The organism is Bacillus nakamurai (genome assembly GCF_001584325.1).
Lineage (GTDB): Bacteria > Bacillota > Bacilli > Bacillales > Bacillaceae > Bacillus > Bacillus nakamurai.
Genome location: NZ_LSAZ01000019.1, coordinates 1 through 23,950 on the forward strand (window position 1 = coordinate 1; position 23,950 = coordinate 23,950).

The 23,950-nt window shown below is 37.0% G+C and carries 25 protein-coding genes and 8 pseudogenes; 20 read left to right on the plus strand and 13 right to left on the minus strand.

Annotation, left to right across the window (positions count from 1 at the left end):
* Nucleotides 1-126: 126 nt before the first annotated feature.
* Both AXI59_RS10190 and AXI59_RS10195 read left to right on the plus strand, forming a co-directional pair.
* Nucleotides 127-1,287, plus strand: coding sequence for an N-acetylmuramoyl-L-alanine amidase (locus AXI59_RS10190; protein ID WP_061528103.1), 1,161 nt, complete (start codon nucleotides 127-129; stop codon nucleotides 1,285-1,287).
* A 111-nt stretch (nucleotides 1,288-1,398) separates the two neighbouring features.
* Complete coding sequence (locus AXI59_RS10195; protein WP_061528104.1) at nucleotides 1,399-1,839, plus strand: hypothetical protein; 441 nt, start codon at nucleotides 1,399-1,401, stop codon at nucleotides 1,837-1,839.
* 148 nt (nucleotides 1,840-1,987) lie between these two features.
* On the opposite strand, the gene AXI59_RS10200 is transcribed toward AXI59_RS10195, so the two are convergent.
* Together AXI59_RS10200 and AXI59_RS10205 are read right to left on the minus strand one after the other, a co-directional pair.
* Nucleotides 1,988-2,428, minus strand: coding sequence for an SMI1/KNR4 family protein (locus tag AXI59_RS10200; RefSeq protein ID WP_061528105.1), 441 nt, complete (start codon nucleotides 2,426-2,428; stop codon nucleotides 1,988-1,990).
* Between the two features lie 14 nt (nucleotides 2,429-2,442).
* Complete coding sequence (locus AXI59_RS10205) at nucleotides 2,443-4,269, minus strand: T7SS effector LXG polymorphic toxin (RefSeq protein ID WP_061528106.1); 1,827 nt, start codon at nucleotides 4,267-4,269, stop codon at nucleotides 2,443-2,445.
* A gap of 479 nt (nucleotides 4,270-4,748) precedes the next feature.
* Here AXI59_RS10205 and AXI59_RS10210 point away from each other — a divergent pair, with 479 nt between their 5' ends.
* Together AXI59_RS10210 and AXI59_RS10215 are read left to right on the plus strand one after the other, a co-directional pair.
* Nucleotides 4,749-5,735, plus strand: a complete 987-nt coding sequence (locus AXI59_RS10210) for a HipA family kinase (protein WP_061528107.1) — start codon at nucleotides 4,749-4,751, stop codon at nucleotides 5,733-5,735.
* Complete coding sequence (locus tag AXI59_RS10215) at nucleotides 5,702-6,574, plus strand: DUF3037 domain-containing protein (protein ID WP_061528108.1); 873 nt, start codon at nucleotides 5,702-5,704, stop codon at nucleotides 6,572-6,574. The genes AXI59_RS10210 and AXI59_RS10215 overlap by 34 nt, the downstream gene beginning before the upstream one ends.
* A 32-nt stretch (nucleotides 6,575-6,606) precedes the next feature.
* Here AXI59_RS10215 and AXI59_RS20390 read toward each other — a convergent pair whose 3' ends face one another.
* From AXI59_RS20390 to AXI59_RS20720, 4 genes and pseudogenes are all read right to left on the minus strand, one after another.
* The gene (locus tag AXI59_RS20390; protein WP_061528109.1) at nucleotides 6,607-6,801 is read right to left on the minus strand and encodes a MarR family transcriptional regulator; all 195 of its coding nucleotides are present in this window, start codon (nucleotides 6,799-6,801) and stop codon (nucleotides 6,607-6,609) included.
* A gap of 403 nt (nucleotides 6,802-7,204) precedes the next feature.
* Complete coding sequence (locus AXI59_RS10225; RefSeq protein ID WP_082791757.1) at nucleotides 7,205-7,702, minus strand: tyrosine-type recombinase/integrase; 498 nt, start codon at nucleotides 7,700-7,702, stop codon at nucleotides 7,205-7,207.
* A gap of 68 nt (nucleotides 7,703-7,770) precedes the next feature.
* Nucleotides 7,771-8,019 (minus strand): DUF6037 family protein, encoded by a 249-nt coding sequence (locus AXI59_RS20715; protein ID WP_326832633.1) that lies wholly within the window; start codon nucleotides 8,017-8,019, stop codon nucleotides 7,771-7,773.
* Nucleotides 8,005-8,353 (minus strand): annotated as a pseudogene (locus AXI59_RS20720) (endonuclease); the annotation flags it as partial. The gene AXI59_RS20715 and the pseudogene AXI59_RS20720, both read right to left, overlap by 15 nt.
* Nucleotides 8,354-8,522: 169 nt before the next feature.
* Here AXI59_RS20720 and AXI59_RS10235 point away from each other — a divergent pair.
* From AXI59_RS10235 to AXI59_RS10265, 7 genes and pseudogenes are all read left to right on the plus strand, one after another.
* The gene (locus AXI59_RS10235) at nucleotides 8,523-8,777 is read left to right on the plus strand and encodes a SunI/YnzG family protein (protein ID WP_061528111.1); all 255 of its coding nucleotides are present in this window, start codon (nucleotides 8,523-8,525) and stop codon (nucleotides 8,775-8,777) included.
* Nucleotides 8,778-8,826: 49 nt separating this feature from the next.
* A complete protein-coding gene (locus tag AXI59_RS10240; RefSeq protein ID WP_061528112.1) occupies nucleotides 8,827-9,384 on the plus strand; it encodes an SMI1/KNR4 family protein in 558 nt (185 codons plus the stop codon).
* A 101-nt stretch (nucleotides 9,385-9,485) separates the two neighbouring features.
* On the plus strand, nucleotides 9,486-11,288 hold the full coding sequence (locus tag AXI59_RS10245) for a T7SS effector LXG polymorphic toxin (RefSeq protein ID WP_061528113.1): 1,803 nt from the start codon (nucleotides 9,486-9,488) through the stop codon (nucleotides 11,286-11,288).
* An 11-nt stretch (nucleotides 11,289-11,299) separates the two neighbouring features.
* Nucleotides 11,300-11,758, plus strand: coding sequence for an SMI1/KNR4 family protein (locus AXI59_RS10250; protein WP_061528114.1), 459 nt, complete (start codon nucleotides 11,300-11,302; stop codon nucleotides 11,756-11,758).
* Nucleotides 11,759-11,811: 53 nt separating this feature from the next.
* Nucleotides 11,812-12,416, plus strand: a pseudogene (locus AXI59_RS10255) (SMI1/KNR4 family protein).
* A 156-nt stretch (nucleotides 12,417-12,572) separates the two neighbouring features.
* A complete protein-coding gene (locus tag AXI59_RS10260) occupies nucleotides 12,573-12,875 on the plus strand; it encodes a hypothetical protein (RefSeq protein ID WP_061528115.1) in 303 nt (100 codons plus the stop codon).
* Nucleotides 12,876-13,079 (plus strand): helix-turn-helix transcriptional regulator, encoded by a 204-nt coding sequence (locus AXI59_RS10265; RefSeq protein WP_061528116.1) that lies wholly within the window; start codon nucleotides 12,876-12,878, stop codon nucleotides 13,077-13,079.
* A gap of 63 nt (nucleotides 13,080-13,142) precedes the next feature.
* Here AXI59_RS10265 and AXI59_RS19330 read toward each other — a convergent pair.
* A pseudogene (locus AXI59_RS19330) lies at nucleotides 13,143-13,450 on the minus strand (IS1595 family transposase); the annotation flags it as partial.
* 165 nt (nucleotides 13,451-13,615) lie between these two features.
* Here AXI59_RS19330 and AXI59_RS20400 point away from each other — a divergent pair.
* Nucleotides 13,616-13,761 (plus strand): annotated as a pseudogene (locus AXI59_RS20400) (hypothetical protein); the annotation flags it as partial.
* A gap of 11 nt (nucleotides 13,762-13,772) precedes the next feature.
* On the opposite strand, the gene AXI59_RS10270 reads toward AXI59_RS20400, so the two are convergent.
* Together AXI59_RS10270 and AXI59_RS10275 are read right to left on the minus strand one after the other, a co-directional pair.
* Nucleotides 13,773-14,792, minus strand: coding sequence for a hypothetical protein (locus tag AXI59_RS10270; protein ID WP_061528117.1), 1,020 nt, complete (start codon nucleotides 14,790-14,792; stop codon nucleotides 13,773-13,775).
* 67 nt (nucleotides 14,793-14,859) lie between these two features.
* A complete protein-coding gene (locus tag AXI59_RS10275) occupies nucleotides 14,860-15,270 on the minus strand; it encodes a YiiX/YebB-like N1pC/P60 family cysteine hydrolase (RefSeq protein ID WP_167348370.1) in 411 nt (136 codons plus the stop codon).
* A gap of 9 nt (nucleotides 15,271-15,279) precedes the next feature.
* Here AXI59_RS10275 and AXI59_RS19335 point away from each other — a divergent pair.
* Nucleotides 15,280-15,678 (plus strand): annotated as a pseudogene (locus AXI59_RS19335) (DinB/UmuC family translesion DNA polymerase); the annotation flags it as partial.
* 306 nt (nucleotides 15,679-15,984) lie between these two features.
* Here the strand turns inward: AXI59_RS19335 and AXI59_RS10280 are convergent.
* Complete coding sequence (locus AXI59_RS10280; protein ID WP_061528119.1) at nucleotides 15,985-16,488, minus strand: DinB family protein; 504 nt, start codon at nucleotides 16,486-16,488, stop codon at nucleotides 15,985-15,987.
* A gap of 354 nt (nucleotides 16,489-16,842) precedes the next feature.
* Between AXI59_RS10280 and AXI59_RS10285 the strand changes: the two genes are divergently transcribed.
* The 5 genes and pseudogenes from AXI59_RS10285 to AXI59_RS19345 form a co-directional block, all read left to right on the plus strand.
* Entirely contained in the window at nucleotides 16,843-17,202 is a 360-nt protein-coding gene (locus AXI59_RS10285; RefSeq protein ID WP_061528120.1) for a hypothetical protein, read from the plus strand.
* A 76-nt stretch (nucleotides 17,203-17,278) separates the two neighbouring features.
* Nucleotides 17,279-17,506, plus strand: coding sequence for a hypothetical protein (locus AXI59_RS10290; RefSeq protein WP_061528121.1), 228 nt, complete (start codon nucleotides 17,279-17,281; stop codon nucleotides 17,504-17,506).
* 63 nt (nucleotides 17,507-17,569) lie between these two features.
* A complete protein-coding gene (locus tag AXI59_RS10295; RefSeq protein ID WP_061528122.1) occupies nucleotides 17,570-17,971 on the plus strand; it encodes a hypothetical protein in 402 nt (133 codons plus the stop codon).
* A 25-nt stretch (nucleotides 17,972-17,996) separates the two neighbouring features.
* Nucleotides 17,997-18,719 carry a hypothetical protein gene (locus AXI59_RS10300; protein WP_061528123.1) on the plus strand — a complete coding sequence of 241 codons (723 nt, stop codon included), beginning with the start codon at nucleotides 17,997-17,999 and terminating at the stop codon, nucleotides 18,717-18,719.
* Between the two features lie 411 nt (nucleotides 18,720-19,130).
* Nucleotides 19,131-19,363, plus strand: a pseudogene (locus tag AXI59_RS19345) (peptidoglycan-binding domain-containing protein); the annotation flags it as partial.
* Between the two features lie 39 nt (nucleotides 19,364-19,402).
* Here AXI59_RS19345 and AXI59_RS20405 read toward each other — a convergent pair.
* From AXI59_RS20405 to AXI59_RS10310, 3 genes and pseudogenes are all read right to left on the minus strand, one after another.
* A pseudogene (locus tag AXI59_RS20405) lies at nucleotides 19,403-19,647 on the minus strand (contact-dependent growth inhibition system immunity protein).
* 64 nt (nucleotides 19,648-19,711) lie between these two features.
* A complete protein-coding gene (locus tag AXI59_RS10305; protein ID WP_061528124.1) occupies nucleotides 19,712-20,047 on the minus strand; it encodes a hypothetical protein in 336 nt (111 codons plus the stop codon).
* Nucleotides 20,048-20,068: 21 nt separating this feature from the next.
* Entirely contained in the window at nucleotides 20,069-21,907 is a 1,839-nt protein-coding gene (locus tag AXI59_RS10310; protein ID WP_061528125.1) for a T7SS effector LXG polymorphic toxin, read from the minus strand.
* Nucleotides 21,908-22,364: 457 nt separating this feature from the next.
* Between AXI59_RS10310 and AXI59_RS19355 the strand changes: the two are divergent.
* Nucleotides 22,365-22,675, plus strand: a pseudogene (locus AXI59_RS19355) (hypothetical protein); the annotation flags it as partial.
* A gap of 84 nt (nucleotides 22,676-22,759) precedes the next feature.
* Nucleotides 22,760-23,941, plus strand: coding sequence for an alanine racemase (alr, locus tag AXI59_RS10320; protein ID WP_061528127.1), 1,182 nt, complete (start codon nucleotides 22,760-22,762; stop codon nucleotides 23,939-23,941).
* The last annotated feature ends 9 nt before the right edge of the window (nucleotides 23,942-23,950 follow it).

Below are 23,950 nucleotides of genomic sequence, written 5' to 3' on the forward strand. Positions count from 1 at the left end.
AAAACAACTATGTGACTGAAAAAGGGCATAAGCAAAAAGCCGTTTTAAAACAGCACAACCTGACCAAATAAGGGCTGCCAGCAGGCGGCCTTTTTTATATTTCAAAACAGAATAGGAGAGATTTTTATGTCAGCGTTCAAAAATCAATATATCAATACTAACGAATGGACACGGCCGGGCATTAAAAATAATGGCGTCAGAAAACTTGTCGTTCACTATACCGCAAATCCCGGGGCGCCTGCTGCTAACCATTATAGATACTTTGGAGAAACGCTTCCCGCCCAAAACAGAAAGCTGTCGAAGAAGCAACAAACCTATGCGTCTGCTCATATCTTTGTTGATCGAACAGAGGCTATTTGCATTATTCCATTGAATGAGGTTGCTTATCACGCCAATGATGTCCAGCAGATCGTTAACGGGAAGCCTTACCGCGGCGTAGCAGCATTAAAACCGAATGCGAATTTCTTATCTGTAGGAGTGGAGCTGTGCATTGAAAAAAACGGCACATTCGACCCGGACACAGTGGCCCGCGCAGAACAAGTATGTGCCGAGCTGTGCAAGATGTTTAAACTTGATCCAATCAATGATATTGTGCGGCACTATGATATTACTCATAAAATTTGCCCGGCACCGTGGGTGAGCAGGTCACAGGGATTTACCGATTTTAAGGCCCGTGTTAAAAAGCGAATGGCTGGCACGGTTGTAACGGTGCCTGTGGTATCGAATCCAAACGTTACCCATACAGACACAGGAAGATTTATCAAAAATACCGTGGTGGCAAAGGACGGGCTTGTTTTACGTACACAACGAAGCGCTGCCTCTTCTATGGTGCTTACCCTGCCGAACGGCACGATTGTAAAATATCAGCTTGGTTCAACTGTGAACGGATGGGGCTATGTTGAGTACACCAATTCAAAAGGCCAAACATTCCACGGATATGTCAATGTCTCCTATATTAAGAGTGACAATGAGTTGAAAAGCGGCGGCCAGAAGAAAACGGCGTCGTCAAAGCCTAAAACAACCGAGAAATCAAAATTCAGCCTGCCTGCGGGTATTTTTAAAGTCACAAGCCCGTTGACCCGAGGGGAGTCCGTAAAACAGATTCAGACGGCGCTGGCGGCTCTTCACTATTACCCGGATAAGAGTGCAAAGAATTTCGGTATCGACGGCGCATACGGCCTGAAAACAGCAAATGCAGTCAAACGGTTCCAATCAATGTACGGGCTCCCTCAGGACGGCATTTACGGGCCGAAAACGAAAGCGAAATTAGAGTCTTTGCTGAAGTAATAATAAGCTCTCTCTTTTATGAAGGGAGAAGACTTTTCGAAGTTATTAGATATTCAAGATGTAATAAAAAATAAAGGAATGCAAATGTTAAAGTGAAGGGAGATGATTACTGTGAAAAAAATAATTGTATTGGTGATCTTATGTTTTTCGCTAAGCTCTATCACAGTAGCTGCTGCTAAACAAGAACACCGCCAGAACCCAAAAGTTTCTCAGGAGCTATTTGGTGTTTTTATGCATGAGCTTTTCTGTAAAAATATATTAGACAGTGCCCGTGAATTCTATAAGGATGACACACTCTCTGTTACCATTAAAGGAGGCGTTAAATTATCCGAAGACAAAGAAGGCAGGTATATAGTGAAGTTCATAATTATCCCTCATTCAAAGCTTCCGGGTAAAAAAGGCAAGATTTCAGGAACCGATACATTGACTTTCAGAGTAGACCCCTTCCTTTTGGGTTCTGGTTCAAGGGACAGAAATTCAGCAGTTACATTCCTGCATTTAAAGCATAACAACTCCACAAGCAAAATTGATAAAACAGGACACTCTACATAGGGTGTCCTCTTTTGGTAAAAAGGTTCCTGTCTATCACGAATAAACAGCAGATGCGAATTTACGGGCAAAAGCAAAACTGGAAGAATTACTGAAATAAACAAAGCCCTTCTCAAAAGGGAAGGGCTTTGTTTATACGGACTTTTTGATTCTATTCTTCGTAGAGCTTATCTACCAATTCCGTAAACGAATTACATATATGACTTAAAGCACCCTCAGGGTTTTCAAACGCAATTTCATGATCCCAAAAAACAAGAGGGGGATTACTATGATTCTTTCTAAAATCGTAGCAGATCTCATTACCAAACACATCATCTGCAATAGGAATTACTTTATCTGGCATTCTGCCGTCTCGATAACGATTAGAAACGTTAATTATGTATGATTCACTATCTTCATGAAAACTATGTAAGTATCCGAAAGCAATCCCTTCTCTTCCTTCAAAATCAAAAGTCTCAGGAGTTGGAGTTGCGCCAGAATAGCTTTTGACATATTCTAAGTAATCTTTTGGGAACTTTACTTGTAGCGTATTTTCTACTTCTTGAATTTCTTCGTTACTGATAGGATGTTCACCGAAATCCCATTCAACCATGTTATAACTCTCCTTTATCTGTATTCGGAACCTCCGCCCCAGATGTTTCTTCCACCAGTGTGCCCTGTCTTACCATGTATATCTGAATCAACTAGCTGCATTATACCTTCATTTTGATGGTGATGCCACGTAAACCCTTTTGGTTTTTTCCCTTTTAAAATTTGCTTCAACTGCATTTCTGTAAAGTGATTTTTCAACTCGGGATTTTTGTTGATTTCTTGCAACAGGAGTTCGGTTGCTTTTTTAAACTGTACAGTATCTTTTTCAAGATATAATGACTTATCAATTTTTACTTCTACAACGGGATCAAATATCGGAAAACCATCTTTATCATAAGGTATACCTGTTATAGGATGCACATCATTTTTTAAATGACCATTTTTTAAGTTAGTTGTTACTGTATTTCCAAAGGCATCTTTATGTGTGAACGGCGCGGCCTGTGTCAGCATATCTTGCTTTTTTTGAATTTCTTTCTTTAAAAGCGGGGTGTTTTTTACATTATGGGTGTTTTCAATATCTTGTGCTATTCCAACAAGGGCAGGTTCGTTCTTATTTTTCAATAAAGAGTTGATGTAGTCTGTTCCGTTTTTTATTCCTGTGTGTACATGGCTTGCAGCGCCAGGCTCCAATACTTTTCCCACCTTGGAGAAGCCTGTTTTTGCGAGTTTGCTTGATATGTTAACCGTCGAGCCCACACCTTTCAGGCCGACAAGGCTGCCCACCGCATAGGAGACGTAGTGCGCTCTAGAATACGTATCACCATTTACCATTTGATCATTCCACGAATCGGCTAGGTTTGTCCATATGATTTTTGCGTAAGACGGGGTATTCAATACGGTAGAAATTGTTTTAACAACCTTTTGTTCATCAGAAAGCTGATAAAAGTCCCAGGCGCCGACAGCGAGATCTTTCAGACCTAACACAGTATCTTTCCCAACATCATAAAGGCCGACCGCAATTCCTTTAAAGCCTTCTTCCAATTCATGTGTGTTTTCAATTTGGGTGAAATAACGCTGCTGTTCTTTTGTCAGGTTTTCATAGCCGATCGTTTTGGCCATTGAGTAGAATTCATCGGCATTCGCATAGTCGAAATTGTTCAGTCTTTCTTTCAGTTTTTCGACCTCGCGTTCTCTTGCTTCTTCTTTCTTAATCGTAAGATAAGCATCCGAGTGCCTTGCAATCTCGCCTTTCTTCTTATGGATGTCGCTTTCTCGATAAGCATTGGCGTTGTAGTGAAGCGGAGTGGCGTTTTTTCCTTTGCCTGTTGCGTTTTGGAGCTGCTGGAAGTCAGCTTGGATGAACTGTTCGTTCGCTTCGGTTTCTGCGTATTCTTTCGTTAGATCGTGATCAAGCTTGCCGAGCTTATGTATTGTTTCGCTTCTTTTTTTGTCAGCTGAAGAAAGCTTCTGATCTGTGCTCTCGGTTGAAAACAATTCGAGCGAGATGATGTCTTCGATCTCACCGAGGATGGAGCGCATGTCCTTTTTCTGTTCTTCCATAATCGCCTTTGATTTACTCAGGGCGTGGGTGAGCTCGTGCTCCAGAAACGATTCTTCCACATACGACTGGGAGAGTCCTGCATCATTAACTTTTCCGGAAAGGCTAGTGAGAAATGCGATCTTCATGTCGATTAAATCAAGCCAGCTGTCTGTGACACCGGCATGGTCTTGGAAAAAGGCTTTGATGTTGTCTGCGCCCCGGCCTGAGAAATCATTGTCACCGAGGTCAGCCATGCCCTGGAAGGCTTTTTTTAAATTGAGCATTTGGCTACGGAGTTGCTTGTATTCACTCGCACGCTGCTTCGCGGCGGCAAGGAGGGTGGTTGCTTCGAAAACTTTCATGACCATATCCTTTCATTCGAAATGCTTCAACAAGATATTACCATGGAAGAATGAAGAAAAAGATCAATGTGCGATCCAAAGAGGAAAAATGAATAATTTGATCTGTGTCTTTGTTCCTATCTGTGGATTTTTAAAGTGAGAAGGAGAGACTAAAAACGGCGGAATTTGCAAAGTCCTGTGGACTGAAAGCATTTGATCAATTTGAATATCAAGAAAGTTCAAGCCGGTTAAAAGAATTGGGACAGTCACCTTGTTTTTGTTTGGACATGTACAGCTCTAAAAAAAGATTTAGAAGCCGGCCGGAAGAAATATCGGCCGTATGATGAATGAAACTCCTCTAATTTTAAGAGGAGCTTTCGTACGTTTGCCACCTAATATAATAAAGGTCCTCACCCTTTGGAAAATTTTAATTGAATCAAATTGTACTCTAGAGTAAAATTAAGTCAATTAAATCGTTAAGGGGGAGGGAGCAGGGACAAGTGGTTAAAGAGATACAAGTTAACTCATTTTTAAGATTTCTTGGTCAAGGAATAAGTGAACCTGCACTTGTATTAGCAGATGATTTTCAAAAATACATTTTAAAAACACAAAAAGTTGTTGTCGGGGGAGAACGCGAACATTATAATTGTATGTTCCTAAATGAAATCCTCTCTTACAAATTAGCACAACACTTAGATGTACCCATTCCAGATGCTGCGATAGCTTTTATTGATCCACGCTTGATTGAAAATGATAGAGAAATCGTGTTTGTACATAAATTTGAAGAGGGCTACTTCTTTGCTTCACAAGAATTAGAAAATATAGAAGATAATTTGCGTGATAATTATCAGCAAATGATAGCAATGGGCAAACCATGGATAAAAAGAACTTGGAATGCTTTCTTTGATAATATAAAAAATACTGAAGATATTGCTAAGATTATTGCATTTGATTTATTGATAGCAAACTTTGATAGATATAGAAATCAAGGTAACCTTCTAATAGCAAACACTGAAGAAGGTCGAAAAGTCTTCGCAATTGATCACGGTCATGCTTTCTTTGGCCCTATTTGGACAAATGAAAAAATACAAAATATGAGACAAGTTTCTTTAACTCAACAGTACGTCAACTATTTCACTGATTGCGTTTTAAGTGTAAACAGAGATCAAGTTGATGGTTTAGGCTTGGTGTTTAATGCAATTCAACCTAAAATTGATTTAACGGACGTAAAAAATCATTCTTTTATGAATATTATAGCGGAAATTGAACATATTAATGAACATATAATTGATTCATTCTTTGAAGGAATACCGCAGGAATGGTTTGTTGAGTATAATATGCAAATGACCACTTATAAAGACTTCTTATTAAAACAAAAAAGTCTAGTAAGGCACATAATACAAAGTTTAATGAATAGAAATGCCTTCACAAATTCAGTAGGGGGGGTTTTACATTGGATAGACGAAAAGCGTGCTGGTACAGTGTAGTACGCTACCAATCAGACCAATTGGCAGGTGAGGTAGTTAATGTTGGTGTGATATTGCATACTTTAGATGGGGATGTTCCAACTATGTTTTATCTAGTAGAAGAAACTTCTCCTAAATTAAGATCCCTAATTCATTCTCCCGTTGATGCCAATCTCTATAAAAGTTTTAAAGATGCTTTGGAATATTATCTTATCAAAAGTCAAGACAATATATTAGGGCAAGTAGGCTCTGTAATTATTGGTTCTCAAGATAAAAAAACATTTTTAGATGACCTTTATGACTACTATAAAGATAAAAAATTAACGTTAAGTAGACCTAAATTTTCTCTAGCAGATGATTTGAAAGGATTTCTTGAAGCGATCTTTAATGTATATGTCGGAAAAGGATATATGCAAAAACAGAAAACTCATAGTATTAAGAAACAAATGAGAAGCATTTTCGAAGAAAGAAGGTTGTTGGAAAAGAAAGTTATGCATGATTTCTCAATCGAACCAATTGAAGGATTGGAAAGCGTTAAGATTAAGATAGATTTCGGTTATAAAAATGGAGTTTGGAATTATTTGCAGTCTATTCCTATTATAAATGGAAATACCAAAAAAACAGAATGGTTTGCTAAAACTAAGTTCTTATATGAGAATGCGCCTGATGGTGCAAAAATTCATTTATTATACCGTAAATCAGATTTAGATCAAAGCGATATTAAAAATGAATTGAATTATCTAGAGAATATGGATAACCGAATTATAAGATTTGATTTAGAGAATCAACAAAAAATAATTGAGTTGTGTAATACAATTGAAAGAGAAGCGCATGATATAGATTCACTAAAAATTTCCTAAAAAGAAGCTCAAACTGGGCTTCTTTATTTTGATTAGATAAGATAAGATCTCCATTTTTCCTCTTTTTGGTCCCTCAATTCACCTTTCGACATAAGGCTTTTCACAGCTGCACGTATTGCCTGTTCATCTTTCCCGGTTTTCCTTTTCAATTGTTCCATGGAGGGATTTTTTCCGAAGCGGGTCATATTAAAAAGAATCCGATACACTTTTCGCTCAAAATCAGTCATTTTGGTTTCATCTCCTTGAAAAAATTATATGCGAACTAATGTTCTTTTATCAATGGAGAATATATTGTGAATTCAATTGCTGGTTTTAAGTGGAAAATTGTTGGCGAGTTGTTGTCCAAACCTGCCAACAATTAATATTTTTATTCAGAAAAGATCAGATCTTTATTTTGCAATCCCTTGATAAATAAGTATTTATCAGGAATAAAAATAACAGTTCAGAAGATAATCGCTACCTTGACAGGGTAGAGGTCGCTGGTTCGAGCCCAGTCGGAATCATAGTTAAAAATGTTGGTATGAAGCCATTCTTGAGGTGATCGAGAGTGGCTTTTTGCTTTTCTCCTCAAAAAAAGTAACGAAAAAGTAACATCTGTGCATAAAAAAAGACCACGCATTTTTTACGTGGCTAACTCAATAGACTGTCCAATTGATTGGCGATTTCTTTTTGTGTTGTTGGTAACACGTGAGAATATGTTTCCAAAGTAATTTTAATGTTACTGTGGCTTTCGCTTACAGCTTTAACAGGAGCTCCTGCTAATAACAATATGGTTGCGTGAGTGTGTCTGAGATCATGGAATCTGATTTTGGTTACTCCGGCTTTCTCTATTAATGGATTCATTATTCTGTTTCTGATATTTGATGGATTAACTGGAGTGCCTAACGGAGTACAAAAGACTAAATCCTTATCTTTATAAACAGCTTTATTATTCTCTTTCTCACGCTCAATAAGTTTCTTGTGCTCAAGTAGCTTGTCCACTGTTTTGTCACTTAAATCAATAGTTCGGTTCCCGGCTGCTGTTTTAGCTCCAGAGCATAATTCTTTTGCATCATGGGACATAACTTGTCTAATAGATATTTTGCCGTTATCAAAATCTATATCTTTCCAACGTGTAACCCTAACAATTCACCTTGTACATCCGGTATGAAGAGCAACGTAGTTTGCGCAACATTCCTAGGAAAAATGATAAATGTTTATACATCAGGCAAATAGAATTCTTTTGATTCTGTCTTGTGCTTCGTCCAAGCGCTACTGATGTTATACGCCTTACATATTTGATATGCCTCTTCACCTAAACACTCTCTAGTTTTTTGCAGGTTTCTCACTTTTTTGCCTCTAATATTATTATCCCGCCACCCTTTGAAATAAATTTTCTCCCTATCTTCATAAGTAGGATTCAATTCAGCTATTTCATGAATTTCAACTCTTGAATTAACAAGCAAATAGCGGACAGTTTTGACTTCACCTTTATAATTGACTTTAATTGTAACCCCGTCGACTGTTGTGTTTAGTGTTACATCGACCAGCTTTTTCTTGTCAGATGCCTTTTTATCTGACGCATCTTTCTTTGAAGTGTTTTCGGTCTTTTCTTTCTTGTCGTTAACACTTTTGTCATTTGATTGATTCTCTGTCTTCTGATTAGTTTTTGTCTTTTTTGTATCCTTTTCTTCTTGCTGTGTTGTCTTATCTTTATCTTTATCCGTAGAAGCAGAATCAGATCCACACGCAGCCAAGGAAAAGAGATAATGCACTAATACCTAACAACCATTTCTTCAATGTAATTCCCCCAAATTTGTTTGTTCTGTCTCTATATCGGACAAACCTTCCTAATTATCAATATAAAACCAAAGATTGTAAATCAGGCTTTACTTAACATGTTAATATCAAGGAGAAGCCTAATATGTTAAAATTTAACTTAACACATAGTTGAAAGGGGAATGTAATTTTGTTTGGGATTAAAGTTGAAAAATCTGATGGAAAGTTAATTATCAATTGGCAGCTATCTAATATTGAAATTCCAATCAAAGAAATCAACGATGTATTTCTGGATACAAACTATGGAGGACAGGAGAAAAGTGCAGTAAGGATAGGATTTCCTTATGGCTCTACGGATAGGATAGTAATTAAAACAGCAAAAAACACTTATATTTTGTTTACTTCTAATGCTGCTTCAATTATGAATAATATTGTTACTGATTAACAAATTCGTATCCTCAGTAATTATTCTGAGAAATATGGGGGCGGTTTTATTGACTAACTTTGTCCATCAGACCATCAATGGTTTGAAAAGTCTTTTAGATGAAAAAGGAGCCGTTAAATTGTTTTGTTCTGAGGGGGATATCATGGAATGTCTTGTCACTTTTTCATCGAGCAAAGCATCTCTAAATGAAATCCAAAACTTTCAGTCGAATCACAAGCTTCTACTTCCTGAGGATTATCTGAAGTTTATCTCTCAGCATAATGGTGCAAAAATTTTCGAAATTCTTGCAGAGGGTGAGAATATTGGGGGAGGACTTCATTTATTTAGCCTTGAAGAAATAGATGAAGAACTAAAATATGAGGATTTGTTTGAGGGTATCAATGGAATACCTATTGGCTATCTGTTGGAAGAATGTCATTTAATGATCGACAAGGATAGAGTGAATCAAGGTGATCCTAACTATCTATTTATATTTGAAAGTGGTTCAGAATATAATCCATTAAATTTAAATTTTGAAATATTTTTAGACCGATATATTATGACGAACGGGGATGCTTTTTGGGACTGGCAATACTATACAGCAGAAAATTATTACAGAACGAGATAAAACCGTGTATGTGACAGTCGGAACAGACTGTCTTTTTCTGTTAATCAGATAATAAGGCTATGGTAAAATTTAGACGAGAATAGGTGGAAAGGAGACGTTAAATGAAGGTTTTTGAAGCACAGTCATTAATTTCAGCCGCAGAAAAGCGGGCAAAAGAATACGATCAGTTAAGGGAACAATTTATCAACCTCAGGAAGGCATTTCAAGGAATGGCTGATTTAGATGACAGTGAGTTTTCAGGTAAAGGCGCTGACAACATAAAAGCCTTTTTCCAAGATCACGCAGGCGTTACAGACAGTTGGCTTGATATGATAGATATGAAGATTGCTTTTCTTAACAGCATTTCAGGAAAAGTATCTGATGCTGGGCTGGCTGATTCATTTGTAGAAGAGTCATTCTTAGAGCACGAACTGATTCACTCACATCATAAGTCCAAGGCAATCATGCAGGAACAGCAAAAAGAAATCAGGAACATACTAAATGAAATTAGACATATTGTTCCGCTTGATGTTTTCTCAACGGATAGTGCCGATCAGCAACTTGATTCCGCTGACCAAAAGCGGAATGACACCATACATAAACTAGGCAAACTAGATCACGATTTAACCGCAGAATACGCAGAAACAGAAGCAAATGAACATTTCATTCAAGCCGACTTCCAGCAGCTCCAAAACGCCACAGGCAAAGGGAGAAGCGCAACGCCAATCAATTACAACGCCAAGGCATATAGGGAAAGTGACATCCATAAGAAAAAAGGAGAGATTGCAAGGCACTCGGATGCTTATTTGACGATTAAGAAGGAAGAAGCAAAAGAACGTGAAATCAAAGATCTGAAGAAAAAGCTCGCTGACGGAGTAACAGACCCGGATGAATATTTAGAAATTGCGAAGAAGATCGGTTATGAAAACCTTGAACCTGCTCAGCAACAGTATGTCATTCAACTTGAACAAGCAAAGCAGCTTGAAGAAGCAGGGGAAACTACTTGGGATATTATAAAAGGAGCAGGCGTGGGTCTTTATGATGTCGGGAAAGATACGGTAACCGGTTTATGGGACTTCATAACCGATCCGGGAGAAACGCTGTCAGCGCTGGGGAATGCAGTGATTCATCCAGTTAAAACATATGAAGCTGTTTCAGCAGCAATTGAAGCGTCATATCAAAAAGATATGGTGAACGGAGATGCCTATTCTAGATCAAGATGGGTAACCTATGCAATTGGTTCTGTTGCTGTGGCTGTTGTTGGAACCAAAGGTGCAGGGGCCATTAACAAAGCTGATGTAGCAGGGAATATCATAAACAAGGCAGGGCAAGCAGGGAAGAAAATTAAGGATGTTAAAATTCCAGATTTGCTACCATACAACCCTAAGTATAAGCTTGCTCTAGCTGATAACGTACCATACAATGTGGTTGATAGCCAAAACCTTAAGAATGAACTTTTGACTAATGCGAAGAAATTACCAGTTGGAACAAGAAAACCGTTTACTGGGCAAAAGATAAATCCCCCTTGGCTAAATAAAGAAAAGTATGAAGCATATGAAATAGAGGGGAAGGTAAAGGCAAAGGGGAAAGTTAAAGATGTAAGCCGAAGAGTGTATACTATGAAAGATATAGATATTAATCAAAAAACAGAATTCGGCGTTACAAATCTTCAGCTTATGAAAAACGGGAATGCACCTTATGCAAAAGATGGCACACAGATTAATTTACATCACTTGATTCAAGAAGAACCTGGCCCAATGCTTGAAATCCCAAACAGTTTACATACAAAATATAGTGATGTTATTCATAAGCTTAAGTCTGATGGTGAAAGTTTTAGAAATGATAAGGTTTTAAAAGCACAATACGAAAGCTTTAGAAAGAGATATTGGAAGTGGAGAGCGAAACAATTTGAGAACGAGAATTGAGGTGTTTAAAAATGATTTACTCGAAGGTTGAAAACTTTATTAATGAAAACAAGCAAAATGCTATATTTACAGGTCATGCAAGCCATGAAAACATAGTTGACATTGAAGAAATCCTCCAATGCGATCTTCCCAATAGCTATAAATGGTTTTTAGAAAAATACGGTGCTGGTGGTTTATTCGGTGTTTTAGTTTTAGGTTACAACTTTGATCATGCATCAGTTGTAAATAGAACTAAGGAATATAGAGAACACTATGGCCTTACTGATGGACTTGTGGTTATTGAAGATGTTGATTACTTTGCTTACTGTCTAGATACGAATAAAATGAAAGACGGAGAATGCCCTGTAGTTGAATGGGATAGGGTAATTGGTTATCAAGATACTGCTGCAGAAAGCTTTATTGAATTTTTTTATAATAAGATTCAGGAAGCGAAAGATGACTGGGAAGAGGATGAAGACTGGGACGACTAAAACTGTAAAGAAGGTTTATAACTTGTTTTTTCATACATATGGAGGGTATTATCGTGAGCTTCAATAATATCAAACAAAAGTGAAAAAGTTTTCAATTGATGCAAAAACAGATCGCAGTATTAATACAAATGAACAACTCAAAGAAATTGAAATGAATATAGGCAATCAATTACCTTCTGATTATAAAGACTTTTTGGAGGAATATGGAGGATGAGGCTGTTATTTAGAAAGTAAAAGAACAACAGATGAGATTGATTATGACGTTTGCTACAAACCTATAGAGAAAGATCCTTGGATGGGTAAGGACGATGATACACATCAATTGTTAGAGGGTTTTTATGGTTTAGCAAACGACCACAACAGTCTTCAAGAAGCGATCGATACCTATTCTGATCGCTTTCCTAGAAATATTATTCCTATAGCAAGCTCAGCAGGCGGAAATGAAATATGTATGGATGTCGACAATGAAAAGATATTGTTTTGGGATCACGAATTAAGTCATCCCAATAAAGACTTTTTCCTAATTGCCAATTCGTTTGAGGAGTTTATCCTAAGTTTAGTGGATGAACCGATTGAAACTGATGATAATGGTAGCGATGTGGAAATTGAGATTTTAGACAATGATTTTGGAAAGTTACTCTTTGGTAAGGACAACTAGTCTTTTTTTAAGCTGTTTTCTAAAAGATTGTTGTTTTTAGTTATAATGTTATAGAAAAAATTTATAATGTAAAAAGTATTTGACATTTTTGAAGCTAATGCTACAATAAAAAGTGTCAAATACTTTTTACATTTTTAATAAGGAGGAAACTAAAAAATGGATTGGGTTAAAATTGTGTATTCAGTCATATTGTTAGTTTGCGGAATTTTGATTTTTATTGCACCATTTTCTCAAAAGGGTGATGAAAGAAGGAAGTTTATCAACACGAAAGCTCAATCATATGCATTTATCGTAGTTACAGGTACGCTAATTTTAGAAGTTGCACAGTCAATTTATCTAACTATTCAGGGGAATACTTCTTATAATGGTAATGGAAATTCGCCGATAGTGTTTCTGACGGTGATTTTAATTATGTATCTGGTAACATTACTAATTTACAGGAAAAAATATGGTGATTAAATGAAAAATCACATTAAGAAATTAAGAAAATCAGCTAAATTATCCCAGGAAGAACTGGCTAAACTCTGTAAGGTATCCAGACAAACAATAAATGCAATTGAAAATGATAAATACGACCCTACTTTACAATTAGCGTTTGACATAGCCTCTGTATTGGATACCACAGTAGATGAGCTTTTCATCAGTGGTTCTATTAGAAAGTGATAAATTGACCTCATATCGAGGTCTTTTTTATGCACTCCCCAACATTTGAACAGTCCTGTAATTTTATTTTTGACACGCTGAAATAAGCATTTGTTCCACCTGTTTATCAAACGCTAAATCTTTACCTATTTCGAGCCAACGGAACCAATAAAGATAGTTGTCTAAGTATTTGGTTGCCACCCCTTGAAATCGTTCCATCCATCCCTTTAGACGGATATGAGAGTTATTAACGTGTTGAATGTGATAAATACCCTTCTTTACACGTTGTTTTTGACGTTCATTAACCGTTTCGTGTACTAATCCTTTAAGTTTAGCAACTTCTTATAATTGGTCGCTGTATCTGTGCATAACAAAGCAGACGGGTGAATATATTAATGCAAGCATTAGCATTAATGCCTGAAATGTTGACATAAGCATCACCCCCTTTCCATAGGGGATGAGCAAGACTCCCTTGAGTGAGCTAACTTCATGTACAGGAAATATTATACTATACATAAATGGCCTTGTCGTTTAAACTTCACAAATAAATTGCCAAAATGAAAAAAGAACCTGCATTTAGCAAGTTCTTTTTTCGTATTCAATCCTCAGTTAGTTTTTTTGAATTCTGTGAAAAGCTTGAGAAAAATGAGCTAGTTAAACCTGAGAATAAAAAAGCACACTTGACTTAAATAAATCCTTAGATTATTGCTTTGGTTAATCTAAAACCATAAAATCTTGCACTTTTGTTGTTTCTTCAGGTAAATCAAATTCATTAAGTTTCTTTTTAGTATGGATATCAAAAATCCCCATGTAGCCCCCAATACCTTTTTTGTTTTCCTCTTGCGAAATAACATAAAGTTTTTGATCTTTAAACTTTGCATTCATATATGGGAATTTTAAATCGAATTTTTCAAAAGAAAAATCTTTACCGTACTCAAGTAAACAGGCGTTACCAGATTTATTAATATATGTAACGTAGAATTTGCCGCTTTTTTTGTCGTAATATACTGTGTCCGCTTGTTCGAGATCCTCAGGGTATTTTATGAATTTTGATTTCCATGATCCTTTTTCGATTACAGTTAGTTCATGTTCTGAGCTCGCTACAATATATTTTTCAGAGTGATCAAATAAATCTCCATAGGAAGCTAATCCAAGCGTTTTAATAACCTCTTCTGTTTTTCTATCAATGACGTACATAGACATTCCTTGAATTACGTAAATATACTTATCATCGCTTTCTCCCATGGTTACTAGGGAGGGTAAAGTTAAGCTATATTTTTTATTGAACTTTTTATCCTTTACTTTCAACTCATTCCTATTAGTGTCGACATTATAGGCTTTTACAGAAACATTCTCTCCTTGATACCAAAAAGCGAATGGATTGGACAATTTGTGTTCCTTAATTGTGTTGTTATTTAATGTGTAATAATACGGTTCATGTTCAGCTAACAAGACAATATCGTCTGAAGAATGGGCTTTTTTCTGGATATATGGAATATCTGGTACCTTAAAGTATCGTTTGTTGAATTTTTCTCCTTGTGACGTGGATATGAGTACACTTTTCTTGATGAGTGGGTTTGAATAGATAAAGAAGATTTTATCCTCGGTTGGATCAATTTTAGAAGTACTTACAGAGTGTTCACCTTTATTAATAAAGAAAATATTGATCAACAATATTACTACTACACCAATTAGAACTCCTGAAATCCCATATAAAACATAAGACTTTTTCATACAACGCTCCTATCTTTTATATAAAATAAAAAAAGACACTTGCAGAATAAATCTCCAAGTAAAATTATTAGTAGCTAACAGTTTTTGATGAACCATCAATATCTGCAGGTGTGACAAGTGCTCCCCCATTACTGTCTAGGTCTGTTCCTTTTGTGTTTTTGTATGATTGCCACACAAGTTTAGAGCAATAATATTTATTTGTACTGTTTTTGGTTGTAGCAACTGAATAAGGCTTACCTGTTTTACTACTAGCATATCTCTGAGCCTTTACCTTATCATAGATGTCAGCACCCTTAACATACTGTTTCTTTTTGCTTTTGAATCGCTTACTCCAATTGTTCTGATAATTTCTAACACCCTTTCCAGCCCATGCTTCCATAACCCTTGAATTATCGCTTTGCACAATAGCATCGTGACCATGCCTCCAGCTGGAAGTACTATTATCATATGTTGTAAGTATATCTCCAACTTTACCCATTTGGCCACACGAAGAGCCCGCACACATCATAAAGTGGGGCGAACCATTAGCTTAGGAATCGGTTACAGTAAAGATGAGTTCGGCGGTGGCTTTCATAGAGCTAAAACGATTGATTTACCTACAAATATCACCATGGATATTTATCGATATTGCTTGATGCTGTTTGATAAATTCTACGCGGACAAAACGGTGAGAAGTGTTTCTGTGACTCTGTCTAATATCGAAGATGATGTAAATCAACAATTAAGCCTGTTTGAAAAAGATAATGAGAAGAGAAGAAAGCTTGGATTCGTTATGGATGGGATTAGAAATCAATACGGATCAAAAGCGATCTTACGAGCTGTTTCTTATACGCCTGGAGGTACAGCATTGCATAGAGCAGGTTTGACAGGTGGACATAAATCATAAAAAATACCCCCTATATATGGGGGGGGGGGTGACAAAACATTTATGCGGTTTGCCCTCTACGTTCCACTGAGAAGTCATGGCGATCAAGAGCGATTTGGATACTGGCTGTGTGACCTCTACGAGCTTCTTTTAAAACTTTGTGATCGTCAAGAAAATAATGTCCAACAATCCCAAGTAGGATAACTAAAAAAATAAAAGCTGATGCAAGTTTAAATTTCATAATGAAAGAACATGTTTTGAAAAAAAGATTCCTCAAAACATGTTTTATAATGTAATAGGTTAACTTCTTTATTTAATTAATTTTGATTACACCTGAGGGGGTTCCAAACCAAATTTTGTCCATTCCTCTTTTGCTGGGCCATAAATACCCGGAACAATTAATCCTGCTTGTCTCATAAGAACAGTCATTTGTCCACGATGGTGATTTTGATGTTGAATCAAAAACATCAAAAGTGAACCATTTGGCAATTGTTGACCAATAAAGTTGATACGTTCTTGAAGTGTATTGTCAGTCCATTGGGTTTTTAATGCCTGTACAAATGCATAACTGGCTTGATGATAGCTGTCAGCTATATACTGAGCAGAAGTAGGAACAGGATAATCTTCGACTGGGGCATGAAACGTTAAGTCTGTGTTTGAGGTAATGATGCGAATGGCAGCAACAGTATGCCAAGCGATGCGTCCTAAAGTCCAATTTTGTAAGGTTATTTCTTGTTTAAGTGATTCATCAGTTAGGCTATTTAGTAGTTTCTGTGTAGCATCGGATTCGAACTCCCAAGATTTTAAAAAATGGTCTAAGGTTTGAAACACAAGAATCCTCCTTATGATTTTTTGTTTTCTTTTTATGAACCTATAGTTTAATTATACCTCCCCGATTAGTTAAAAAGAACACCACTTTAGACAAGAATTATTTAAGGAAAAAAAGGCATCGCAACATTTTTATAAACGTCACAAACTAAATGACAACAATGAAGACGAATTAGATTTGTTTGATGTTGAATTGCAAAATGGATTCCTTTTTTACAAGGATTCTGAATAAAACAGCAGTTTCAAGCAAATAAGTGAGCAGCTAGATAAAACTTTATGAGGTTACAAAAGAATTTAGACTATATCACATGACGACTTTAAAATGACTTAGTGAAGTTAATTGAGGGGAATTTAACAATGGAATGGTTATTAAAACAAACAGACGAATATGAAACGTTTTGGCATGTAACTTCAAGAAAAAATATTGACTCCATATTGAAGAGCGGTTTGCTGCAGACCATTTCTGATGATGATGGGGACGGTGTTTATTGCATTGTCGAAAATTTATACGACACCGATCAATTGGAAAATGTTTTGAATTTTATGGAGCAGAACGGTGAGCATAGAAAAGATTTGGTTATTGTTGAATTCGAATATTTAGGAGAGTACTTCATTAATGATGGATGTGCGACTTACGAGAACCACCAGTGGATCCGTATTCCAAGTAATGTTCCTTCGAATTTAATTGATAAAGTAATTGAGTTAGATGAAATATAGAATTTTTTAACTTTGGATGGACAGAAATCCGTTTGCTGCAGTGTATAATAAAGGAAAATTATTTGGGGGTCTTGGAATGGAAATATTAAATTTCAAATATGAGGGTTCATACTTTGAAATTCATATTATGTTTTCGACTGTTGCTGAATTTAATCAAGTTGATCGTGATATTCAGGCTCATGTACGTGAAATAAGTAAGTCCATTTTAAAAGCAGCTACTGGGTTCAATTATTTCTTAAATGGCGCTACATATATCAAAAATGAAGAAGATAATTCGGTTTTTTGCTCTTTTATTCTTGATTAACGTTCAAATAAAACATGTCTTTTAACTAAAACAGTTAAACATAATTAATTAAGGATGAATTGAATGAGAACTTTGAAAACCAGATTTAAACGTTTATTGAGGCTACGCAATTTTGAATTTTTCCAAGTCATATCTGCAGAGAATAACGATTACATAGCACACTTATTAATACATGATGCAAAATCAGCTAAAGATTGTATTGATGTATACCTTATTTATACTCATGATCTAGATGACGATTCTTATAAGGACGTTGTGAGCTTTAACGATGATCTTTTAGGTATGAAGTATAGGCGTTCTCATTTCATGAATTTGTTAAAAGTTGAGGAAGAATTTAATTTTGATTTTCCTTTTGACATGCTTGCCATTCGAAATTATGTTCAAGAAATTTTAAATATACTTGGAATCGATGAAACCCTTCCTACAATGGAAGAAAGCGATTTTGATAGGTTGTCTCAAGATTGAATAAAGAACAAAGAGAGATGTGACAATGGTAAATGTCTTAACTAATATCTTAAAAAATGACAGATTGGACGGATATCCTTTATTTAAAAAGTTTTGTTCCCTCAAAGAAAAAGGGTTACGTAAGGAATCCTTTAAAGCATTATCTTCCTTTATTGATGAAGCAAAGGCATGGGATAATAATGCACAACAGAATTTTGCTTGTTGGCTATTTGCTTTATTTGAAACATCAGATGATATTCACCATATACTAGTTCATCCTTTGGAGAAAGAACTTTTAAAGCCTTTACTTGAGGTATGGATGAAGAGTAATCCCGAAGATCCAAGACCATATAGGTGGTATGGCGTGTTTTTAAATACTGAAAAACGTGTCGATTACTTAAACAATGCACTTAGACTTGGCGGCAGCAATGAACAATTATCCTTATTAACGCTAATCGATATTAATTTGAACGCCCTTTGGTATTCATTTCATCATATATTCGAAGATTTGTATCTTGGCGATATTAATGAAGATACAGCACTTCTTACTAAGTCCCGGCAGTTAAACAACAAGGTAGAATGTCAACAAACAAGAAAAAACAATAACGAAGAACTTAACTATTATCAAGATCTGTTGAATGACTGGGCGATGTTTAAAGAAGAACAATCAAAGGGATTTGTTGAATGGTGTGAAAATAAGGGTAGAACCTATCATTGGGTCAAAGCTTATTATTACGAAAATGTGTCAAGGGTTTGGGCGAATGATTAGGATTGTCTAAGATTAGTCAGAAAACGTGTCTCGTCCTTGACAGGGTAGAGGTCGCTGGTTCGAGCCCAGTCGGAATCATAGCCGAAACCCTTGCGCAGCAAGGGTTTTTTACTTTCTGTATTTAGTATTTTTATTGTCGCTCATCCATATGGGGACAAATTGGGGACGAAACTGTTTTTTTGATCTGGTTCTGTAGCAAATTCAAAATCAGCTCTGTTTCTGTGCTTAGTTTTTAGGATCGAATTGATTAAAGAGTTTTACCGTATTGTTTTCGAGTTTCTCGGAAACGTGGCCGTAAATATCACTTGTTGGCTAAATTTGTATATAAAAAGGGGCGATTTTGATGACAATCACAGTAAAGAAGAATCTTGTTTCTGAAGCTGAAAAATGCCTAATCCACTACTCGGCCGCAAGAAATCATCCTTTCCCCTGCCTTCCGGAATGTTTAAAGTCTCAAGCCCGTTAACAAAAGAGGCGGTCGTGAAACAGATCCAGACGGCGCTGGCGGCTAACCATTACTACCCGGCGCATATCGCCCAAAAACAGCGAATGCGGTCGAACGATTCCAGTCCATGCACAGCCTGACTGCTGATGGCATTTACGGGACGAAGACGAAAGCAAAGCTTGAGGCCTTATTGAATTAATAAAAAGGTCCCTTGAATTTTCAAGGGACCTATAAGTGATTATAAAGCTTCAAATTCTTTTCTATTTTTGAATTGTTCGAGCCACAGTATTGGAGATACTCCGTAACTATTGATATCTAGACCGTCAGCAGACTCCTATAAAATCATTTTTTCTTCATCTGAATAATTGCTATTTATAAACTCTCTTTGAGTGCTTCTACATCGTTTTCTTGCTCTTTTTTAGGTATCTCTTCTAAGTATTCTTCAAGTGCTGACTCTGGAGTGTCTATATCCTGATGAAAAATTCCTCCACAGAAACTTTAATTTCAATCACTCAACTTTCACCACCGAGAAAGGTTGGAATTAAAATTAACCTTTGAATATTTCAGGAATTTTATATCTCCATATCAATATCAACTCTTTAAATTGATCTGTTTCTATTGAGTTTTCATAAGGTTCATCGATCAAAAAAGGGTTTTCAACATTTGTAACATCTTTTTTTATCATCACACTTATACCATTTAAGTCAATTTCAAAATCTTCATGTTCTCCTTTTAAAACTTTCTCAATGTATTCTATATACTCATCAGCTTGTTCTTCAGTTGCAATATTTTCAATGAAGTCAGAGAAAAGACTGATTTCTTCCGGCAAAACTATTCTTAAATCACCAAATGGATCTTCCTCAAATTTGTATGAGTATTTCATATGCTATGATCACCTTTAAGATTATTTTTTATATAATGGATACGCTGTTGCTATTGTTCCATCTTTATTCAAATACATTTCAATTTTAATACCTGATGAAGAGACACCCCTATATTTATTTGAGCCGATTTGTTTTTTAGTTTGATAAGCTTCGTCAATTGCTTTTAATACCTCAGCACGATTCCATTCTCTTGGAAAGAAACTTGAATCCGCTATTTTTTTAACACCTTCAACCTCAACTTTCGCCATATAAACTCCATTTTTATCAGGCTTCTTTTCTGTGCCTGGAATAATCTTTCCACCCATCATACTTTCATGGTGATACCCAACTGCTTTACCTCGTTTATTAACTTCTCCATGGTAAATGTGTTTCATTGTACCTGTAGTATACTTACTATTTCCCGTACTAAAATTTGAACTCACAGATTTAGTAAGGACACTCTCTTTTTGATCTTCAATAATACTTTTCAATAAAGGAGTATTCTTCACATTATGAGTATTTTCAATATCCTGCGCTATCCCAGCAAGTGCGGGTTCATACTTATTTTTAGAGATGGAATTGATATAGTCTTTTCCTTTTTCAATCCCGGTTTTTACATGTTTTGCAGTGGCTTTTTCTCCGGCTTCCAAGACGTTATCCACTTTGGCGGCACCTGTTTTAGCGAGCTTGCTTGTTACTTTCACAGCAGAGCCAGCACCTTTAAGTCCAACAAGGCTGCCGATGGCGTAGGTGATGTAATGTGATCTTGAATACGCGTTCCCGTTAACCATTTTATCATTCCATGAATCCGCCAGGTTTGTCCATATGATTTTTGCGTAGGAGGGCGTGTTCAATACGGTTGATATGGTTTTAGCTGCTTTTTGTTCATCAGAGAGATGGTAAAAATCCCATGCCCCGACAGCTAAATCTTTGACGCCTGTTACCGTGTCCTTCCCGACATCATACAGGCCGACGCCGATTCCTTTTACAACGTCCCAAGCAGTTTCACCGACTTCTTCGAGCTGTTTTGCTTGTTCAAGCTGAATAACATATTGCACCTGAGCAGGTTCAAGGTTTTCATATCCGATTTTCTTGGCGATTTCCAAATACTCATCCGGATCGGTCACACCATCGGCCAGCTTTTTTTTCAAATCCTTGATTTTGCGGTCTTTCGCTTCTTCCTTCTTAATCGTCAAATAAGCATCCGAGTGCCTTGCAATCTCGCCTTTTTTCTTATGGATATCACTTTCCCGGTACGCCTTGGCGTTGTAGTTGATCGGGGTGGCGCTTTTTCCTTTGCCTGTGGCGTTTTGGAGTTGTTGAAAATCTGCTTGAATGAAATGTTCATTTGCTTCGGTTTCTGTGTATTCTGCGGTTAAATCGTGATCGAGCCTGCCGAGTTTATGTATCGTTTCGTTTCTTTTTTTGTCAGCCGCCGAAAGCTGGTGATCTACGTTTTCGGTGGAAAAGAGATCGAGTGAGATGATGTGTTGAATTTCTCCTAAGATGGAGCGCATGTCTTTTTTCTGTTCTTCCATGATCGCTTTTGACTTTTCCAGTGCGTGGGTGAGTTCGTGCTCTAAAAAGGATTCTTCCACATATGAATGGGAGAGCCCGGCGTCCTCGACTTTTCCGGAAAGGCTTGTGAGAAATGCGATTTTCATGTCGATCAGTTCGAGCCAGCTGTCCGCGACGCCTGCGTGGTCCTGGAAAAAGGCTTTGATGTTGTCAGCGCCTTTGCCTGAAAAATCATTATCGTCGAGGTCAGCCATGCCTTGGAACGATTTTTTCAGGCTGGCCATTTGGCTGCGGAGTTGTTTGTATTCGCCCGCTCGCTGTTTAGCGGCGGAAAGCAGGGTGTTTGCTTCGAAAACGTTCATGACCATATCCTTTCATTCGAAATACTTCAACAAGATATTACCATGGAAGAATGAAGAAAAAGATCAAAGCGCGGTTCAAAAGGGAAAAATGAATAATTTGATCCGTGTCTTTATTCCTATCTATGTATTTTTTAAAGAGAGAAGGGGAGACGAAAAACAGCGGAAGCTGCAAAGTTCTGCGGACTGAAAGCATTTGATCAATTTGAACCTCAGGAAACCTCAAGTCGGTTAAAAAGGTGGGGACAGTTGCATTACATGTTCAAGCCTTAAAAAAGAATTAGAAGCCGGCCGGAAGAAGTACAGGGCGTATGATCAGTAAAACCGCCTGTTTATAAGGGGGTCTTTTTTGTTATTTAATATGCACGTTACCGGGATACTTAAAGAACGTAAAACCAGAATCAGCAATCGCATACTTGGCTATATTTTCAATACTTTTTGAAGTGATCTTACTTTGGAAGAAAAACGTGGTGATGATCATGTATATCTCTTCACTGTTCAGTATGGCGGTCAACCAAAACAAATGTCAGAATCATAGGCAGACTATTTTTGTTAAGATGTCCTGACTAAAATCCTGCCGTATCAACCCTCACCTCTTTAAAGCATCATATCACATATTTCCTTGGATTGAAGAAAATCCAAATTGAACTAATCAGTAAATAAGAAGCCCGCCATGAAGACGTTTCAACGACAATTAAACAATTTGATATACGTGATGTCGAAGAAGGGCTTGCTGTTGAATTATTTCAGTTAAAGTTGAATAAAAATTAGATTGAAAGTATCCGCCCATAGATGTTACAGAATTTATTGAACGGCTAAATGCGGTTTATACAATTCAATAAGAAGGAATTGTTGATGAAAAAGCTTTGCCGAGAAGTTTGGATCGAAGTAAATCTTGATGCCATTAAAAAACATTTACGAGCGATTCGCCATCATATTCCAAATAAGACTAAAATTATGGCTGTCGTAAAAGCGAACGCTTATGGTCATGGGTCTGTAGAAGTGGCGCGCCATGCACTGGAACACGGGGCGAGTGAGCTTGCTGTTGCCAGCTTGGAGGAAGGAATCGTTTTACGAAAAGCAGGGATTACAGCACCTATCCTTGTGCTTGGTTTTACATCCCTTAAATGTGTTAAAAAGTCAGCAGCTTGGAATATAGAGTTATCAGCATTTCAGGTTGATTGGATTAAAAAGGCTAATGAGATATTGGAAAAAGAAGCAAGTGCTGATCGGTTGGCCATTCATATTAATGTGGATACTGGTATGGGACGATTAGGTGTACGCACAGAAGAAGAGCTTTTAGAAGTAGTGGAAGCACTAACGGAAAGTAAATTCCTAAGATGGTCAGGAATCTTTACGCATTTTTCAACAGCTGATGAACCAGACACTGCACTAACCAGGCTGCAGCACGATAAATTTATCAGTTATCTCCGCTTTTTAAAAAATGAAGGCATTAAACTGCCTGCCGTGCATATGTGCAACACAGCTGCAGCTATCGCATTTCCAGAATTCAGTGCTGATATGATTCGTTTAGGTATAGGCTTATATGGATTATATCCTTCAGCATATATAAAGCAACTAAATCTTGTTAAGCTTGAACCTGCATTAAGTTTAAAGGCGCGTATAGCTTATGTGAAAACCATGCTGACAGAACCCCGAACCATTAGTTATGGTGCTACGTACATCGCAGACCCCGGGGAAGTAATTGCTACAATTCCGGTCGGCTATGCCGACGGTTATTCTCGTGCACTTTCCAATCGCGGGTTTGTTCTTCATCGCGGAAGGCGAGTGCCGGTGGCGGGAAGAGTGACAATGGATCTGATAATGGTTAGTTTAGGAGAAGATGAAGGTAAACAAGGAGAGGTAGTCGTGATTTACGGTCGGCAAAAGGGAGCTGAGATTTCCGTTGATGAAGTTGCTGAAATGCTTGGTACGATTAACTATGAAGTGGTGTCTGCATTAAGCCGCCGCATCCCTCGTTTTTTTATAAGAGATGGTGAGATTTTTAAGGTGTCAACTCCGGTATTATACGTGTAGATTTGCATT